This is a genomic window from Novosphingobium sp. SG720, from assembly GCF_012275365.1.
GTDB lineage: Bacteria > Pseudomonadota > Alphaproteobacteria > Sphingomonadales > Sphingomonadaceae > Novosphingobium > Novosphingobium rhizosphaerae.
Genome location: NZ_JAAZQN010000001.1, coordinates 2,088,739 through 2,105,488, shown reverse-complemented (window position 1 = coordinate 2,105,488; position 16,750 = coordinate 2,088,739). Strand labels below are relative to the sequence as shown.

Annotated in this window: 12 protein-coding genes; 7 read left to right on the top strand and 5 right to left on the bottom strand. The window is 65.0% G+C overall.

Annotated elements, in window-relative coordinates; all coding sequences use genetic code 11:
* Positions 1-215: 215 nt before the first annotated feature.
* The 5 genes from FHW94_RS09360 to FHW94_RS09340 all read right to left on the bottom strand — a co-directional run bounded on the left by FHW94_RS09360 (position 216) and on the right by FHW94_RS09340 (position 6,527).
* The gene (locus tag FHW94_RS09360) at positions 216-1,853 is read right to left on the bottom strand and encodes an FMN-binding glutamate synthase family protein (RefSeq protein WP_168555345.1); all 1,638 of its coding nucleotides are present in this window, start codon (positions 1,851-1,853) and stop codon (positions 216-218) included.
* On the bottom strand, positions 1,850-3,559 hold the full coding sequence (locus FHW94_RS09355) for a thiamine pyrophosphate-dependent enzyme (RefSeq protein WP_168555344.1): 1,710 nt from the start codon (positions 3,557-3,559) through the stop codon (positions 1,850-1,852). The genes FHW94_RS09360 and FHW94_RS09355 overlap by 4 nt, the downstream gene beginning before the upstream one ends.
* A gap of 113 nt (positions 3,560-3,672) precedes the next feature.
* Complete coding sequence (locus FHW94_RS23025; protein WP_210425495.1) at positions 3,673-4,527, bottom strand: LuxR family transcriptional regulator; 855 nt, start codon at positions 4,525-4,527, stop codon at positions 3,673-3,675.
* A gap of 377 nt (positions 4,528-4,904) precedes the next feature.
* A complete protein-coding gene (locus tag FHW94_RS09345; protein WP_168555343.1) occupies positions 4,905-5,567 on the bottom strand; it encodes a flavin reductase family protein in 663 nt (220 codons plus the stop codon).
* Between the two features lie 3 nt (positions 5,568-5,570).
* On the bottom strand, positions 5,571-6,527 hold the full coding sequence (locus FHW94_RS09340) for a carbon-nitrogen hydrolase family protein (protein WP_168555342.1): 957 nt from the start codon (positions 6,525-6,527) through the stop codon (positions 5,571-5,573).
* A 117-nt stretch (positions 6,528-6,644) separates the two neighbouring features.
* Between FHW94_RS09340 and FHW94_RS09335 the strand changes: the two genes are divergently transcribed.
* The 7 genes from FHW94_RS09335 to FHW94_RS09305 all read left to right on the top strand — a co-directional run bounded on the left by FHW94_RS09335 (position 6,645) and on the right by FHW94_RS09305 (position 16,693).
* On the top strand, positions 6,645-7,772 hold the full coding sequence (locus tag FHW94_RS09335; RefSeq protein ID WP_168555341.1) for a cupin domain-containing protein: 1,128 nt from the start codon (positions 6,645-6,647) through the stop codon (positions 7,770-7,772).
* Positions 7,773-7,847: 75 nt separating this feature from the next.
* Positions 7,848-8,771 carry a fumarylacetoacetate hydrolase family protein gene (locus tag FHW94_RS09330; protein WP_168555340.1) on the top strand — a complete coding sequence of 308 codons (924 nt, stop codon included), beginning with the start codon at positions 7,848-7,850 and terminating at the stop codon, positions 8,769-8,771.
* A gap of 282 nt (positions 8,772-9,053) precedes the next feature.
* Entirely contained in the window at positions 9,054-11,306 is a 2,253-nt protein-coding gene (locus tag FHW94_RS09325; protein ID WP_168555339.1) for a TonB-dependent receptor, read from the top strand.
* A gap of 65 nt (positions 11,307-11,371) precedes the next feature.
* Positions 11,372-13,957, top strand: a complete 2,586-nt coding sequence (locus tag FHW94_RS09320) for a glycoside hydrolase family 3 C-terminal domain-containing protein (RefSeq protein ID WP_168555338.1) — start codon at positions 11,372-11,374, stop codon at positions 13,955-13,957.
* 31 nt (positions 13,958-13,988) lie between these two features.
* The gene (locus FHW94_RS09315; RefSeq protein ID WP_246865941.1) at positions 13,989-14,906 is read left to right on the top strand and encodes a LysR family transcriptional regulator; all 918 of its coding nucleotides are present in this window, start codon (positions 13,989-13,991) and stop codon (positions 14,904-14,906) included.
* A gap of 111 nt (positions 14,907-15,017) precedes the next feature.
* The gene (locus tag FHW94_RS09310; RefSeq protein WP_168555337.1) at positions 15,018-15,251 is read left to right on the top strand and encodes a DUF3311 domain-containing protein; all 234 of its coding nucleotides are present in this window, start codon (positions 15,018-15,020) and stop codon (positions 15,249-15,251) included.
* On the top strand, positions 15,248-16,693 hold the full coding sequence (locus FHW94_RS09305) for a sodium:solute symporter family protein (RefSeq protein WP_168555336.1): 1,446 nt from the start codon (positions 15,248-15,250) through the stop codon (positions 16,691-16,693). Before FHW94_RS09310 ends, FHW94_RS09305 begins: the two co-directional genes overlap by 4 nt.
* Positions 16,694-16,750 lie beyond the last annotated feature (57 nt).

Below are 16,750 nucleotides of genomic sequence, written 5' to 3'. Positions count from 1 at the left end.
TTTCATCGGGCATCGTATGATGCGCGTGTGGGTCGTGGCAGCGCCTGAAGGAGCAGCATCAGCGAATGCTTGTAGGCTATCGATCTATCTGGCGAAGCGCGACTGATCGAGCAGCGTCGGCTGAAGGCCGCAGATTGATAAACACCGACCCACAGCCGCATTGCGCCTCATTGGATCAAGGCCAGGAAGTTCTGGGCCAAGCTGTCGGCATAGCGTCATGCCCGCCTGGCAAAGCTTTCCGGGTCGGCCTGGCGCCACCATGCGGCAAGGCGGGGATCGCGCGCGCCGTCGAGCAATTCACCCGGAGCCACAAACGGGTAGAGCTCGTCGAACGAGCGCATCTCCGATGCATTGATTCGTTGGCGCAGGCTGTCGGGGGTGAATTCGTCCGGCGTGTTCAGACCGGCTGCAACCACCATGTCATGCAAGGCGTCGAGGGTTGCCTTCTGGAACCGGGCGACGCGTTCGGCCTTTTCCGGCACGACCAACCCGCGCTGGCGCGCCAGGGACTGGGTGGCGATGCCCGTCGGGCACGTATCGGTGTGGCACCGCAGCGATTGCACGCAACCGAGCGAGAACATGAACGGCCGGGCGGCGTTGCACCAGTCGGCGCCCAGCGCCGCGTTCATCGCGATCGCAGCGCCGGAATTGACCTTGCCCGATGCAGCCAGTTTGACCCGGCCCTTCAGGTTGGTGCCGACAAGTGCATTGCGGGCCAGCATCAGCCCTTCGCGCAGCGGCATGCCCACGCGGTCGGAAAGTTCGGTCGGGGCAGCGCCGGTGCCTCCTTCGGCCCCGTCGATGACGATGAAATCGAGCAGTATCCCCGTCTCGACCATGGCCTTGACGACCGCGAACAGTTCGTGCGGATAGCCGACGCACAGCTTGATGCCGACCGGCTTTCCGCCCGACAGCTCCCGCATCCGGGCAGCGAATTCGAGCAGGCCCCGCGGGGTCGAAAAGGCGGTGTGATAGGCTGGCGAGAGACAATCCTCGCCTTGGGGAACATCACGGATTTTCGCGATTTCAGCGGTGACCTTGGCACCGGGCAGCAATCCGCCATGCCCGGGCTTGGCCCCCTGGCTGAGCTTGATCTCGGTCATCACGACCGCATCATCGCCGGCGCGTTCGCGAAAATGCTCGGGGTGGAAATGGCCCTTGGCGTCGCGGCAGCCGAAATAGCCCGAACCGATTTCCCATACGATGTCGCCGCCATGCTTGAGATGGTAGGGGGACAGGCCGCCTTCACCGGTGTCGTGATAGAAGCCGCCGATCTTTGCCCCCAGGTTGAGCGCTTCGATGGCATTGGCGCTGAGCGCGCCGAAACTCATCGCGGAAATGTTCAGCCGCGCTGCCCGGTAGGGCTTGCTGCACTGATCGGTTCCGACAGTGACGCGGGTGTAGCGTTCGGCCTGGCGGGTCGGCGCCATCGAGTGGGGCAGCCACTCGTACTCCTCGGAATAGACGTCGAGTTCGGTGCCGAACGGATGGGTCGAGACGTCGCCCTTGGCTCTGGCATAGACCAGGGCGCGCTCGTCGTGGCTGAACGGCCGCCCATCGAGATCGCTTTCGACGATGTCGGAGCGCAGGAACGGGCGCAGCCATTCGAAGAACCAACGCAGGCGCGCGGAACCGGGATAGTTGCGGCGCAGCGAATGGTGGGTCTGCGCCAGGTCGATCACCGTGATCAGCAACAAGGGCACGAACAGGAACAGCAACCACCACGCGCGGGGATGGTCCAGGCCTGCCGCAATGGACCCGATGGTTCCGGCCAGCGCCACGAACAACAACACATTGCGCGACAGCGCATGATCGCGCCACAGCGCTTGGGTGAGGGTAGGGCGCCCGCTCACGCGATCAGGTTCCGGATGATCCCGACCACATCGCGGCCACGTCCGCCCAGCACGGCCTTGGCGGAATAGAGCGCCATACCCGCGACTTGCCCGGGCTTGACCGCCGGTGGCATCACCAGTTCATAACGGTCGGTGACCACGTCGAGCAGCGCCGGACCCGGCTCCTGCAACCAGGCCTGTACAGCAGCGTCAAGGTCTTCGGCATGTTCCACGCGCCGCCCGCGAAAGCCGATCGCTTCGGCAACGCGCGCGAAGTCGGGATTGACCAGTTCCGTATAGGCGTCAAGCAAGCCTTCGACTTTCTGCTCGATTTCCACGAAATCGAGTGCGCCATTGTTGAAGACCATGACCTTGATTGGCAGCTTTTCCTGCACGGCGGTCAGCAGGTCTCCGAGCAACATGGCAAGGCCGCCATCGCCGGACAGGGCAATGACCTGCCGATCGGGAAAGGCCGCCTTGGCACCCAGCGCCTGCGGCATGGCATTGGCCATCGTGCCGTGGGTCAGGCTGACCACCGTGCGGTTCCGGCCGGTTGCGGCAATGTGGCGCAGCGACCAGACCATGGGTGAGCCGCCGTCGGCGGTGAACACCGCGTCGGGCGCGGCATGGCGCGAAATGGTCTCGGTCAGATATTGCGGGTGGATCGCGCCGCCCTTGCCGACCGTGGCGTGCTTCGCCTGTGCCGCCTGTGCCTTGCGGTGGTGTTCGAGGCATTCGTCGAGAAAGGCATTGTCGTCGCGTGGCGCGATCCGCAGCAGCAGGGCCTCGAGTGTCGGCGCGATGTCGCCGACAACGCCGATATCGACCGGATGCCGTCGGCCGAGGTGCGTGCCATCCAGGTCGACCTGCAGGATCGTGGCTTTTTCGGGATAGAACTGCCGCCAGGCAAAGTCGCAGCCCAGGAGCAGCAGCACGTCGCAGGAGACCAGCGTGTGATAGCCGGACTCACTGCCGAAGATGCCGGTCATGCCGACATCGAAGGGATTGTCGTGCTCGAGAAAGTCCTTGGCGCGCGATGTCCGCACCACCGGCGCCCGCAGCCGGTCGGCCAGCGCGACGACGGCATCATGTGCCTGCTCGCACCCCGAGCCGCCGTAGATCGCGATCCGCCGGCCGCTGTTGAGGGCCGCTGCAAGGCGATCCAGTTCCGCGTCCGCAGGGCGAACGACGGGAGTGGCGTGATGCACGGCAAAGTCCGGTTCGTCTGCGGCCTTCGCGCTCGACACGTCGGCAGGCACGATCAGCACCGCCACACCGCGCTTGGCCAGTGCGGCTTGCGCTGCCATCGCGGTCATCCGCCGGGCCTGTCCCGGTGTGCGAATTTCCTCGCAGAACACACTGCAGGATGCATAGACCGCCTTGAAATCGACCTCCTGCGGAAAGTCGAAGCCCAGTTCGTCCCGCACGATCTGGCTGGCAATAAGCACGACCGGGGCGCGATTGCGGTGGGATTCGAACAGGCCATTGATAAAATGCAGGCTGCCCGGGCCGCACGATCCGGCACAGGCGGCAAGCTTGCCGGTCAGCATCGCATCGGCCCCGGCGGCAAAGCCGCCGGCTTCCTCGTGTCGGACGTGGACCCAGCGCATTCCGCTCGTGCGGATGGCATCGGTGATGTGGTTGAGCGTGTCGCCCGGAATGCCGTAGCAGCGTTCGACGCCCGCCGCTTCGAGTGTTTTCACGATCACATCGGCGACGGTGGTCATAGGCTGTTCCTGCTGTTGGCTGCTGTCCTGTGCCCGAACGCGCAAGCCATGCTTTGGCTTCACGCGATGGTGCAAAAAATCCATTGGGCCACCGGCTGGAACCTGCTGTTCCTTTATGGTTCCGTGGCCACTGGATCGAGTACGGTATTGAGATAGGCGGCAATGCGTAGGCCCGCCTGCTTGAGACGGTTTTCGACATCGGCGCGGTGCTGGTAGGCGTAGCTCCACGATAGCGCCGGGTCCGTAGGGTAGATGGTCTTGCGCAATCGCAGGGCAAAGGACGTCAGTTCGGAGCGCGAATGCAGCGCGCTGCATTCACGCGCCATCTTGACGTGCTGGATGACCGTTTCCTCGCTGATCCCTAGAATGATGCTGGTTTCGTAGGCCGTCTTGCCGCGCGCTGCCCACAGCACGCACTCGCGCTGGCGATCCGTGAACCGGACCGGCGGCGGCGTGGCTGGTCCGACGGTGAGGCGGCGTGCTGCGGCGAGGGCGAGAGCGCCGAGCAGCTCGGCAACCATCAGCATGCCTTGTGGCAGGCTGCGCTCGGCGCGCACGACGAAACTGCAGGAGCCGCTTGATTCGCCGGGAAGATGCCGGCCGATGGTATAGCCATCGGCAAGGCCGAGCTCGCGACCTATGGCCAGCATCTGGCGATGGCCTTTGGTCATGGGGATGAGATGGGGCAGGTCCCGCCAGGCAAAACCGGTGAGGCTTTTGTCGCACGCTCGCCTTACCGGATCTTGGCCGGCCAGGTCGAACGCCACATAGACTTGCGCCCAGGTATCGGGATAGTCGTGCAGCAGCACGCCATCGGGCGATGCGTGATGCTGATGAAGATCGAAATTGAGCGCGAAATGGTCAAAGCCCATGCGCCTGCTGGCCCGCTGCACGACGCTATGCAAATTCGAAAGATCAAACGCTTGGGTGATGTCGTGGGACAATTCCTCGGTGAGATGCAAAGGCATGACTTGACCGCGCGATGGCACGGATCGGCTGCCCAAGCTCCAATCGTGATCGCCTGAAAAGGAGCATTGTCGGCAAAGTTCCACACTGCCGTGCTGCCCAGTTGCAGGAAACGTTTGCTATGCCCGATCGAACTTATCACGGCGGGCGAGCAGTTCGGCGTGGCATCGCCTGTTCTCCCTACGGTTGCGCGGGCGCATCGTATCATGGTGTCGGAAAAGAAAAAATCAGCAAGAACGGGGTTTCGATAAGAACCGAATTGGTGAAACACGCCTGTCCATTGGTATCCGATCTTGCGCGCTTGGTAATGGCCACTGGCACAGCGACCATTGTGGAAAGACAAGGGCCGTTTGGCTGGCTGGATCGATTGGCCGCGGCCTTAACGCGGGGGTGTCGCCATATCCCGGTCCTCTTCCTCCGCCGTGGCAGCCCATTGCTCGAAAGTGGGGCGGGTCATCTGAAACAGGTCGGTGGTACGTGCGTACCAGCCGGCACCATGAACGCGGGCCACGAGGTTCATGCCCAATGTGTCGACGTGCAGCCGCTCGGGGTCGATGAAGGCATCGTCGATATGGAAGCGAAGCACTTTGCCGATGGCGATGGTAGTGGACCCGGCTTCGACCGCTTCATGGAGACGGCATTCCATCGCAACGGGCGCGCTGGCGATGCGTGGTACGGCGACCGCGCTGGAAGGCAGTGTGGGCAGACCGGCTGCGGTCAGTTCGTCGAATTCGGCCGGTGCGTCGATGCAGGTAAAGTTCATCGCCGCGCTGTCGGTCTCGGAGACGAGGTGTACCACGAATTCGCGAGTTTCCAGGATATTGGCAGCACTGTCCTTGTAGCTGCCGTCGGGCCGGCGCATCATGCCCAGTGCGACCAGCGGCGGATCGGCGCCCATCATGTTGAAGAAGCTGTATGGAGCGGCATTGCGCAGGCCTGACCCGGAGACAGTGGTGACCCACGCGATGGGGCGCGGGGTGATCGACGAACCCATGAGCTTGTAGCGATCGGCGGCGCTGACTTTGGCAAAATCGAATTCCATGACCTATTCCCCGCCGATACGCGAAACCGCCCGGCGCGGCGCGACATTGACTGCCAGTTCGAAAACGTCAGGGCGCGCATAGTGACCAACCACGTCGAAATCATACTTGCCGCGCACGACCTGGCCGGGCTCGATATCGGCATAGAGAATGGTTTCGCCGGAAAAGTCCGGGCCGGCCAGCACCTGGCCCAGCGGATCGACCATCAACGATCCGCCGCGCATCAGCACGGTGGCGGGATCGTCACCCAGCGCGCAGTCGTAATCGGCCGGATAGGCGCCGCGCGTGATGTGCTGGCAGGCAGAGAGCACGAAGCAGCGGCCTTCGAGCGCGACATGCTGCATCGTAGCGGCCCAGCTGTCGCGATCGTCGGCGGTTGGCGCGCAATAGAGCGTGATGCCCTGATCGTACATCGCCATGCGCAGCATCGGCATGTAATTTTCCCAGCAGATCACCGCGCCGATCCGGCCCAGCGGCGTGTCTATGACCGGCAGGGTCGACCCGTCGCCGAAACCCCAGATAAGGCGTTCGGCCCCGGTGGGCATGAGCTTGCGATGCTTGGCCACCAAGCCCTTCTTGCCGTCGAGGAACAGCGCGGTGCAATAGACCGTGCCGCCATCACGCTCGATCACGCCGATCACCACGAAAGCGCCGGTTTCGGCTGTCGCTTCGGCCAAAAGCGCCACTTCCGGTCCGTCCAGATCGATGGCGGCGGCGTGATAGGCGCGGAAATCGTCACGGCCCTGTGGCTTGCGCATGCCGACCGGCGTGCCGAACGAAGCGCCCTTGGGATAGCCGCCCAGGAAGGCTTCGGGAAACACGATCAGGCTGGCGCCGCCGGCTGCAGCCTGGCGCGCGAGGTCGGCGGCCTTGGCGGCCGAGGCCATGGAATCGGTAGGAATCGAGGCGGCCTGGACGACGGCGGCCCTGAATGGGGCCGCGTGGCAAGAGGGCTGATTCATTGGCGCTCCGCATTGGAAAACTCAGGAAATCTGGTCTCTTCGCAGTCGATAATACTTGCATTTGACAGTTTCTCCAAATTATTTTAGGCCTCTGGAAACCAGTTGCAGAGGCGGACCATGGCCACGGAAAGTTACGACCAGTACCGTGAGGACATGATCGGTCGCGCCAATGTGGCCGATACGCCCGAACTGGTGGCCTATTACGGGCGACTGCGCGAACTGGGCACTGGGGCGCTCTGGACGGTGGCCAACAAGATCGAGCCGTGGCAGCCGGTCTCGACCTCAATCCCCTATATCTGGCGCTATCGTGAATTGCGTGACGACGTGATGCGCGCTCTCGACCTTGTCACACCCGAGCAAGCCGGGCGGCGGGTGGTCTATCTGGAAAATCCGGGGCGGGCCGATGTGGTGGCGGCGGTCGGCTGGCTCTATTCCGGTCTACAGGTAATGGGGCCGGGCGAACTGGCTTCGAGCCACCGCCATTCGGCCTCGGCGCTGCGCTTCATCATGGAGGGCAAGGGCGCGTTCACCAATGTGGACGGGCACAAGATGACGCTGGGTGCCAATGACTTCGTGCTCACGCCCAACGGCACCTGGCACGAACATGGGGTGGCCGAGGACGGCACCGCCTGCATCTGGCAGGACGGGCTCGACATTCCGCTGATGAACGCGCTGGAAGCCAATTTCTACGAAGTCCATCCGGACTTGCAGCAGGCTGTCTCGCACCCGGTCGATGATTCTACCGCCACCTGGGCCGGCACTGGCCTGCGCCCGGCGGGCATGGCCTGGTCCAAGGCCTATTCGCCGCTGCTGAAATACGAATGGGCGCCGACCTACGAGGCCCTCTCTAACTATGCGCGGGTGACCGACGGTTCACCCTATGACGGGGTGATGATGGAATACGTCAACCCCCATACCGGCGGCCCGGTGATGCCGACGATCGGCGCTTCGATGCAGATGCTGCGCCCCGGCGAGCGGACCAAGGCGCACCGCCAGACCGGCAGCTTCGTCTACCAATGCGCCAAGGGCAGCGGCTGGTCGATCATCAACGGCCAGCGCTTCGATTGGCAGGAGCGCGACATTTTCGTGGTGCCGGCCTGGGCCTGGCACGAACATGCCAATGCTTCCGACCGTGAGGACGCCTGCCTGTTCACGTTCAACGACTTGCCCGTGATGCGCGCGCTGGGCCTCTATCGTGAGGAAGCCCTGGCCGAAAACGGCGGGCACCAGCCCGTACTGGCCTGACGCCACAACCGGCCGGCGCAGATGGCGCCGAAACCATTCGCAGCCTTTGCACCTGATCCAACAGGGAGATTTCCCATGCGACTTGTAACCTATCGCGCCCATGTCGAAGCCGAAGCCCGCCTCGGCGCGCTCGTCTTGGCCCAGGGCGGCGAACATGTCCTCGATCTCGAAGCGTTCGGCGCGGAAATGGGCGTGCCCTTTCCCGCGACCATGCTGGAATTCATCGACCTCGGTCCGCAGGCGGTGGCCCTGGCGAGCAAGCTGATTGCCGAGGCCGACGGTCTGTTGCCACTGGGCACGGCCATCCCGTTCGTCAACGTCACGCTGCTTGCGCCCATTCCGCGCCCGCGCAAGAACATCTTCGGCATCGGGCTGAATTATACCGAGCACGTCGCCGAAAGCGCCAAGTCGCTCGATACCTCGCCCGAGTTGCCGCGCCAGCCGGTGATCTTTTCCAAGCCGCCGACGGCCGTCATCGCGCCGGGCGAACCGATCCGCCACGATGGCGCCATCACGCAGCAGCTGGATTGGGAAGTGGAACTGGCCGCCGTGATCGGCACCCGCGCCAAGGGCGTGGCGCGCGAGAACGCGCTGGCCCATGTGTTCGGCTACACCGTGTGCATCGACATGAGCGCGCGCGACAATCGCCGCGCCGGCCAGTGGATCTATTCCAAGGGCCAGGATACTTATGCGCCGATGGGGCCGGTGATCGTGACGGCCGACGAGATTCCCGATCCGCAGACGCTGGACCTGTGGCTGACCGTCAATGGCGTGGAAAAGCAGCGCAGCAACACCACCTACATGCTGTTCAAGGTGGACGAGCTGGTGGCCGACATCAGCCAGGGCATCACGTTGGAGCCGGGGGACATCATCGCCACCGGCACGCCGGCGGGCGTGGGCGCCGGAATGGACCCGCAGGAGTGGGTCTGGCCAGGCGACACGATCGTCGCCACGGTCGAAGGCATCGGCACGCTGCGCCATCCGGTGGTCAAGGCCTGAAGCCTTTCCACCAGAATCGCGCAAGGGGAGGGGGCTTTGGCCCCCTTCTTTTTTGTGACGCCGGTATTGCGGCGCGAATGGAGCCCGTTTTGGAAAAAGACGTGGCACGGCGCACCTATGGCGGCAACTGACGCCCAGAGTGCGTTGCTCTGTTCGCAACGAAGTTCGCGATTGGCCTGCATTGAAGCGCAAGCGCGCGCATGGGAGCTTTGCCCTGTCCGGTGAATGTGGGGACACTTGCTGTCGCGCCGGGTAAAAGCATAAAATCTGGAAAGGGATTCCATGAGCATCAAGCAGAGCAGGTCGCGCACGCTGTCCGTTTCCGGTTTCCTGGCCGGCACCGCCTTGTGTTGCGTGCCATGTTGCATATTGGGCGCGACGCCCGCCCTGGCGCAGGACGCAGCCGCCGGCGCGACCGAAAGCACCGGCGGCGACATCGTCGTCACCGCCTCCAAGCGCACGTCATCCACCATCCAGAACACGCCGATCGCGGTCCAGGCGTTGGGTGGCGAAGCCCTCAAGGAAAAGGGCGCGATCGACTTTGCCGATTTCTATCATGCGGTGCCTGCGCTCTCGGTCCAGGACGAAGGTCCGGGCGATAAGCGCTATGTGATCCGCGGTATCAACTCCGCCGGGGCGAGCACCGTGGGGCTCTATCTCGACGAGACGGTAATCACCGGCGAGAACTCGCAGGACGGCGGCGGCCAGGCGCCCGACATCAAGCTGTTCGATATCAGCCGGGTCGAAGTGCTCAAGGGCCCGCAGGGCACGACGTTCGGCGCGTCCTCGATGGCCGGCACGATCCGCTACATCACCGCCAAGGCTGACGTCGACGCAGTGAGCGGCTATGCCCAGTCCGCGCTGCGCGCCACCAAGGGCGCCTCGCTGGGCCTCCAGACCGATGGCGCGGTCAACCTGCCGATCGTGCCGGGCGTCTTCGCGGTGCGGGCCTCCGGCTTCTATGCCGATCTGCCCGGCTGGATCGACAACCGCTTCCAGAAAGGCGCCAACGCTGAAAAGAGCAAGGCCGGCCGCCTTTCCGCGCGCCTGCAGGCGACGCCCGACCTGACCGTCGACCTGATGGCGATGTACCAGGACGTGCACCAGGACGCGAAGAACTACTACAACAAGCTCGATTACGACGGCAATGCGCTGCCCGCCCATTACCAGGCCGACCAGGTGCGCGCGCCCTATGGCGACCAGAGCGAGATCTACAACGCGACGGTCAACTACAAGCAGCCGTTCGGCACCTTCACCGGCACCGTATCGCGCTTCGTGCGCGACACCAGCTTCGTGCGCGACGCGTCGCTGGCGGCGCAGGCGTTCCTGGGCCTGCCCTATGGCACCACCGGTCTCAGCGCGCTCAAGCAGGACAAGCACCGCCGGGTGGACAGCGGTGAGCTGCGCTTCGCCTCCAGCTTTGACGGGCCGTTCCAGATCCTGGTCGGCGGGTTCTTCCAGAACGAAAACCGCTTTTACCACAGCGCCTGGCCCAAGGCGGACTCGACCGGCAACATTCCGGCCAACGCGGGCGAGTTCCTCGATCGCACGGTCGATACGCGCATCAAGGAACGCGCGCTGTTCGGCGAGGCGAGCTATGAATTCGTGCCCGGCCTGACGTTCACCGCCGGCGGCCGCCTGTTCGATTTCAAGCTGGAGCAGGTCTCGGTGGCCAATGTCGCGTTCGGCGGCGGCACCGGCGCGGGCGCTGGCCCCGTGCTCCACACCAAGGACAACGGCCTGATCGGCCGCTTCAACCTGGCCTACAAGCTGAGCAGCCAGGTCAACACCTACATCCAGATCGCGCAGGGCTATCGTTCGGGCGGCACCAACGACCAGACCGCAGCCGCGCTGGCCAATGTCGTCATTCCCGATGGCTATGGCTCGGACTCGCTCTGGAGCTACGAATGGGGCGTGAAGAGCACGCTGCTCGATCGCAAGCTGTTCCTGAACGGTGCGGTCTATTACATCGATTGGACGAACATCCAGGTTTCGGAGCAAGCGACGGACGGGACGGTTTCCTTCGGATACACCGGCAACGGTGGCAAGGCCACGGTCAAGGGCTTCGAAATGACGCTGGAGGCGCATCCGATCCACGGCCTGGAAATCAACCTGTCGGGCAATTACAACACGGCCAAGCTGGCACGGGACAATCCCGTGGCGAGCACCGGCCGCAAGGGGGACCGCATCCCTTATGTGCCGGAAGTGACGGGTTCGGCCAGCATTGCCTATACCGCGCCGATCGACGCTTCGGGCCTGATGGGGTCGGTCGGTGCCGATGCCAGCTACCAGGGTTCGACGGCCACGAAGTTCAATTCGACGATCAGCAACTACCAGGCGCTGCCCTCCTATTGGCTGGTGGGGCTGCGCGCCGGCGTCAACAAGGGGCCCTGGTCGGTCAACCTCAACGTCACGAACCTGTTCAACGACCAGACGACGATCAACTTCAACGAGATCGTCCCGGGCGTCTATCCGCTGGGATACTATACCAATCGTCCCCGCACCGTCAGCCTTTCGGCCATGGTCAAGTTCTGACCATGGCGGCAACCACCCCGTTCTCTCCCTACGGGTCGCAGTTGGTTGCCCGATCCCGGAAAGCCATGCTTTCCGGGATCGCCCGTACCATTCTCAGTGCTGCGCTTTGCGCGTCGCCCGCGTGGGCGGCGGCAGAGGGTGGCGGCGGGGATCGGCCTTGGCTGGACGCTACCCGCACGCCGCAAGAGCGGGCCGCGCTGGTGGTTGCGGCAATGACGGACGAGGAGAAGCTGCGGCTGCTCCAGGGCGATACGGAACTCGATGCCAATGGCACGGGCGTCAATGCCTGTGTCGGGCATATCAGCGGCATTGCCCGGCTGGGCCTGCCGAGCCTGTGCATGGGCGATGGGCCGGCGGGCGTTGGCAACGGCATGAAAGGCGTGACCCAGTTTCCCGCGCCGGTGATGGGTGCAGCGACGTTCGATCGCGCCTTGATGCAGGCCTATGGCCAGGCGCTGGGCACCGAGCATGCCGGGAAAGGGCGCAATGTCGTCCTCGCGCCCACGATCAATATCATCCGCACGCCCAAGTGGGGCCGCCTGGCCGAAACCTTGAGCGAGGATCCCTATCTGGCCGGCCAGCTGGGCAGTGCGATCACCGCCGGTATCCAGTCCGTGGGCGTGATCGCCACGCCCAAGCACTTCGTGGCCAACAACCAGGAATGGCTGCGCCTGGGCGACGGCCCGGCCTATGCAGCGACCGACGCGCTGGTGCCCGAGCGGGCGTTGCACGAAATCTATTTCCCGGCGTTCGAGTCCGTGGTGAAGTCGGCCAGGGCCGGCTCCATCATGTGCGCCTACAACCGCGTCAATGGCCGCTATGCCTGCGAAAACCCCGCAACGCTGGGCCAGCTCAAGACCTGGGGCTTTGACGGCTTCGTGGTAGCGGACTGGTACTTTGCCCATCGCAGCACGGTGGCGGCGGTCAAGGCCGGGCTGGATATCTCGATGCCGGGCGGGGTGAGCCCGTTCGGCTTCGCCGAATTCTACGGCGTGAAGGAACTCAAGGCGGCACGCGCGCGCGGTGCCATCATCGAGGCAGACATCGACGGCATGGTGGCGCGGATCGTCACGCCGATGTTCCGCCTGGGCCTGGTCGATCGGCCGGTAACCGGCAATGCCAATGCCGACGTGCGCGATCCGGCGCATCTGGCGCTGTCGGAGCGGATCGCCGAGGAAGGCACCGTCCTGCTGCGCAACGCGCGCGGGATCTTGCCGCTGCGGCCGGGGAGAGTCGCGAGCGTGGCGGTGATCGGCGACGATGCCGGCGCCAATGTGCAGACGTCCGAACGCTATGGCGGTTTCGTCAAGACCGAGGACATCGGCGGGGTGCGCGCGCCGCTCGATGCGCTCAAAGCGGCGCTGGGACCGCGCGTTACGGTGCGCTATGCCCGTGGCACTCTGGGCATTGCGCCGCTGCCGGCCATGCCGGCCAGCGCGTTTCACGACCTGACCGCGCGCTATTACGCGTCGCCGGACTGGAGCGGGCAGCCGGTCGTCACCCGCAAGGAAGCAACGATCGACTATGCCGAGGCAGGCCCCAAGGCGGGCGTTGCCGGGCTGCCGGCGCTGTGGTCGGCGCGCTGGACTGCGCGCTTCATCCCGCGGCGCGCCGGCACTTATCGCTTTTCGCTGAACGGCGGGGGCGAAATGGCGCTGACCATCGACGGCCAGCGCGTCGTCACCATTCCCAAGCAGAGCTTCCGCCTCGTCACCCACGGCACCGTCTGGCTGGACGCGGGCAAGCCCGTTGCGCTCGACCTCGCCTATTCCAACGCGCCGACGCTTTCGGCCAACGAAGTGCGGCTGGGCTGGCAGGCGCCCGACAGCACGCTGATCGACGAAGCCGTCGCAGCCGCGAAGCAGGCGCAGGTGGCGGTGGTGTTCGTCGCCGATCACGTCTCCGAAGGGGCGGACCGCACCGACCTGCGGCTGCCGGGCGACCAGGATGCGCTGATCGAGGCCGTTGCTGCCGCCAATCCGAACACGGTGGTGGTGCTGCACACGGTGGGCCCAGTCCTGATGCCCTGGCGCGACAAAGTCGCCGGTATCCTTGCGGCCTGGTATCCCGGCGAGCAGGCCGCTGATGCGATCGCCGCGCTGCTCACCGGCAAGGCGAATCCGTCGGGCAAGCTGCCGGTGACTTTTCCGGCCGACGAAACCCATGGCCCCACCGACCAGCCCGCGCGCTATCCGGGCATCGGCACGACCGCGCGCTATGACGAAGGCATCCTGGTCGGCTATCGCTGGTACGATGCCAAGCGGATCGCGCCGCTCTATCCGTTCGGCCACGGGCTGTCCTACACCACGTTCGGCTATTCCAGCCTGACGCTGGTGCGCGACGGGCAGGGCTGGACGGTGCGCGTGAACGTGCGCAACACCGGGCGCGTCGCGGGCGACGAAGTGGCGCAACTCTATGTGGCGATGCCGGCGGCGGCGGGCGAACCCCCGCGCCAGCTCAAGGGCTTTGCCCGCGTCTCGCTGCCACCGGGTGAGGCGGCGACGGTGTCGTTTCCGCTTGCGTCACGTGACTTGTCCTATTGGGACGAAGCCGCGAAAGACTGGCGCATGGCCAAGGGGACGTACCGGATCGCGGTGGGCGCGAGCTCGCGGGACATTCGCCTGGTGAGGGACTTCGATCCCGCGCGCTGACCTGCTATGGCCGGCATGAAAGGAGAGGGCGTTGTCCGAAGCCGGAATGCGGTACCTGCTGGAAGCGCTCAATGCCGGCTCGATGCGGGCGGCGGGCGACCGGCTCAACGTAGCGCCCTCTTCGATCAGCCGGCAGATCGCCCAACTGGAAAGCCAATATGGCCTGGCGCTGATCGAGAAGGGGCGGCGCGGCGTACGCCTGACCCATGCGGGCGAGATCGTCATCGCGCATTATCGCAACCAGCTGGCCGATCGCGAGGCGCTGCGTTCCAAGCTGGAGGAACTGCGGTCGGTGCGCACCGGCCACGTCACCGCGGCGATCGGCGAAGGCTTTGCCGGCAAGTCCTTCACCGGGCTGGTCAGCCAGTTTTCCGAACAGAACCCGCAGATCAGGCTGGATATCCTGACCGGCTCGACGCAGGAAATCCTGCGCATGATCGCCGATGACGAGGCGCATTTCGGCCTGGTGTTTTCCACCCCCAACGACATGAAAATCCACGTGCGCGCGGTGATCGCGCAGCCGCTGATGGCAATCATGCGGCCCGACCATCCCTTTGCCCAGAAATCCACCGTGACCATTGCCGAGCTGGCGACCGCGCCGCTCTGCCTGCCGCCAGCGAGTTTTCGCATCCGCCAGATCCTGGGCACCGCCGAAGCCAATTCCAAAGTCTATCTCCAGCCGCTGATCACCTCCAATTCCATCCATGTGATGCAGGACGCGGTGCGCGCGGGGACGGCTCTGGCCATCCTGCCGCAGATTTCGGTGTGGTCGGAACTGATCGAAGGCACGATGGTGAGCGTGCCGATCTCCGACGATTCGATCGAGGAAACGACCACTAGTCTGGTCCTGCGTTCCGGCCGCCAGCTGGAAGGCGCGCCGCTGCGGCTGCTCAAGCGGATCGAGGCGCAGCTGCGCCAGTGGAACAAGCCGGTGCGGCGCGAGAGCTGAACCGACGGCGCGCGAACGTTCGTTTGATCGCAACGGTTGCGCGCAGAATTCGTCATTGAATGCAACGGCCGGCTTGGTCAGGCTGATCGCGAGACAACCAGGGCCGCCAGCATGACAGATTCCGTGGACAACCCGAACGCCGATGGCGGCCTGCGCAAAGCCGATTGCCTGCTTTTGCTGCCCTTCGTGTGGCAGCTCGGCCTGGCGCCCTGGGCCAATGGGGTGAGCCTGCGGCCGCTGGGATTGCCGTTCGGCATGGCCTGGCAGATGGCGGGCATCGTGTTCGCCACGCTGGTGCTGGCGCTGCGCTATCGCATCGATCGCAAGGGCGGGGCACGCGCATGATCCTGGCGCTGATCCTGCTGATCGTGGGCGGCACCGTGGCCGGTTCAATGCTCTACGGCCGCCGCCGGCAGCAACGCGCGCGCAGCATGGAGGATTGGGCGCTAGGCGGGCGCAAGCTGGGCACTCTGGTGTTCTGGTTCCTCAATGCCGGCGAAATCTATACGACATTCGCGGTGCTGGGCATTTCAGGCTTTGCCTGGGCCTATGGCGCGCCGGCCTATCTGGCGTTCTGCTCGGTTTCGCTGGCGGCGGCGGTGGGATACTGGCTGACGCCGTTGATCCACGCCTATGGCCGCCGGCACGGCCTGGTGACGCAGGCGGATTTCTTCGCGCACCGCTATAGTGCGCGCTGGCTGGGCGTGTGCGTCGCCGCTGCCGGGCTGGTGGCGCTGGTGGTCTATGTCCAGATTCAGCTGACCGCGCTGTCGCTGGTGGTGCGGCTTGCCGCCGGGCCGCAAGTCAGCCCGGCGGCGGCGGCGCTTGTCGCGGTCGTGTTGATGCTGCTGTTCGTGTTCCTGGCCGGGCTGCGTTCGGCCGCCTTTGCCGCCGGCGTCAAGGACGTGCTCATGCTGATCGTGGTGATCGCCTTGGCAGCGACGATCGCGGACGCGGTGGGCGAGCGTTCGATCCTAGGCGTGTTCAGCGCCGTGGCGGAGCGTTTTCCCCAGGCGGTGCGCTTTCCCGGCCTCAAGCCAGAACTGGGGCTTGACGTCACCTGGCTGATGACCTCGGCAATCAACGTGGCGCTGGGGACTTATATTTTCCCGCACATGTTCCAGCTGTGCTTTTCGGCCGACAGCGGCGACACGATCCGCCGCAATGCGGTATTCCAGCCGATCTATTCGCTCTCGTACTTTTTCGTGATCCTGCTGGGCTTTGCCGCGCTGCTCGCCGGAACGCAGGCGCCCGGCGGCGATCCCAATGCGCTGCTGCTGGCCTTTGTGGGAGAACGCTATCCGGCCTGGATGCTTGGCCTGCTAGCCGGCACGGCATCGCTGCTGGCGCTGGTTCCGGGCGGCGTGCTGCTGCTGACCTGCGGGGCGATCTTTGGGCGCAACATCGTGCGCCCGCTGGTGCCGGCGATGGACGAGGGCCGCGAACTGCTGGTATCGCGCCTGTCGATGATCGGGTTTGCCGGCATCGCGCTTTACCTCACGCTCGGCGCCGGCGGCTCGCTGGTCGAGATCGGGCTCTCTGCCTATGCGGCGATCGGGATGCTGGCGCCGGGGGTCTATTGCGCATTCCTGCTGCGCCGGACCAGCGCGGCGGCGGTGCTGGCCGGGCTGGTGACCGGCTATGCCGTGTTGTGGGTACCGATGCTGGGAACGCTGGCCGGCCGGTGGTTTCCGCACTGGGAAATGGGGCTGGTGGCGCTGATCGCCAATGCCGTGGTGACGGTGGCCGTCTCGTTGTGCAGGCCACTTCCTGCGCCGTCCGCCTGAGCGCTTCGCTTACGTTGCGCACGATGCAACGCATTCGCCCGATACGCGCCATTGTTG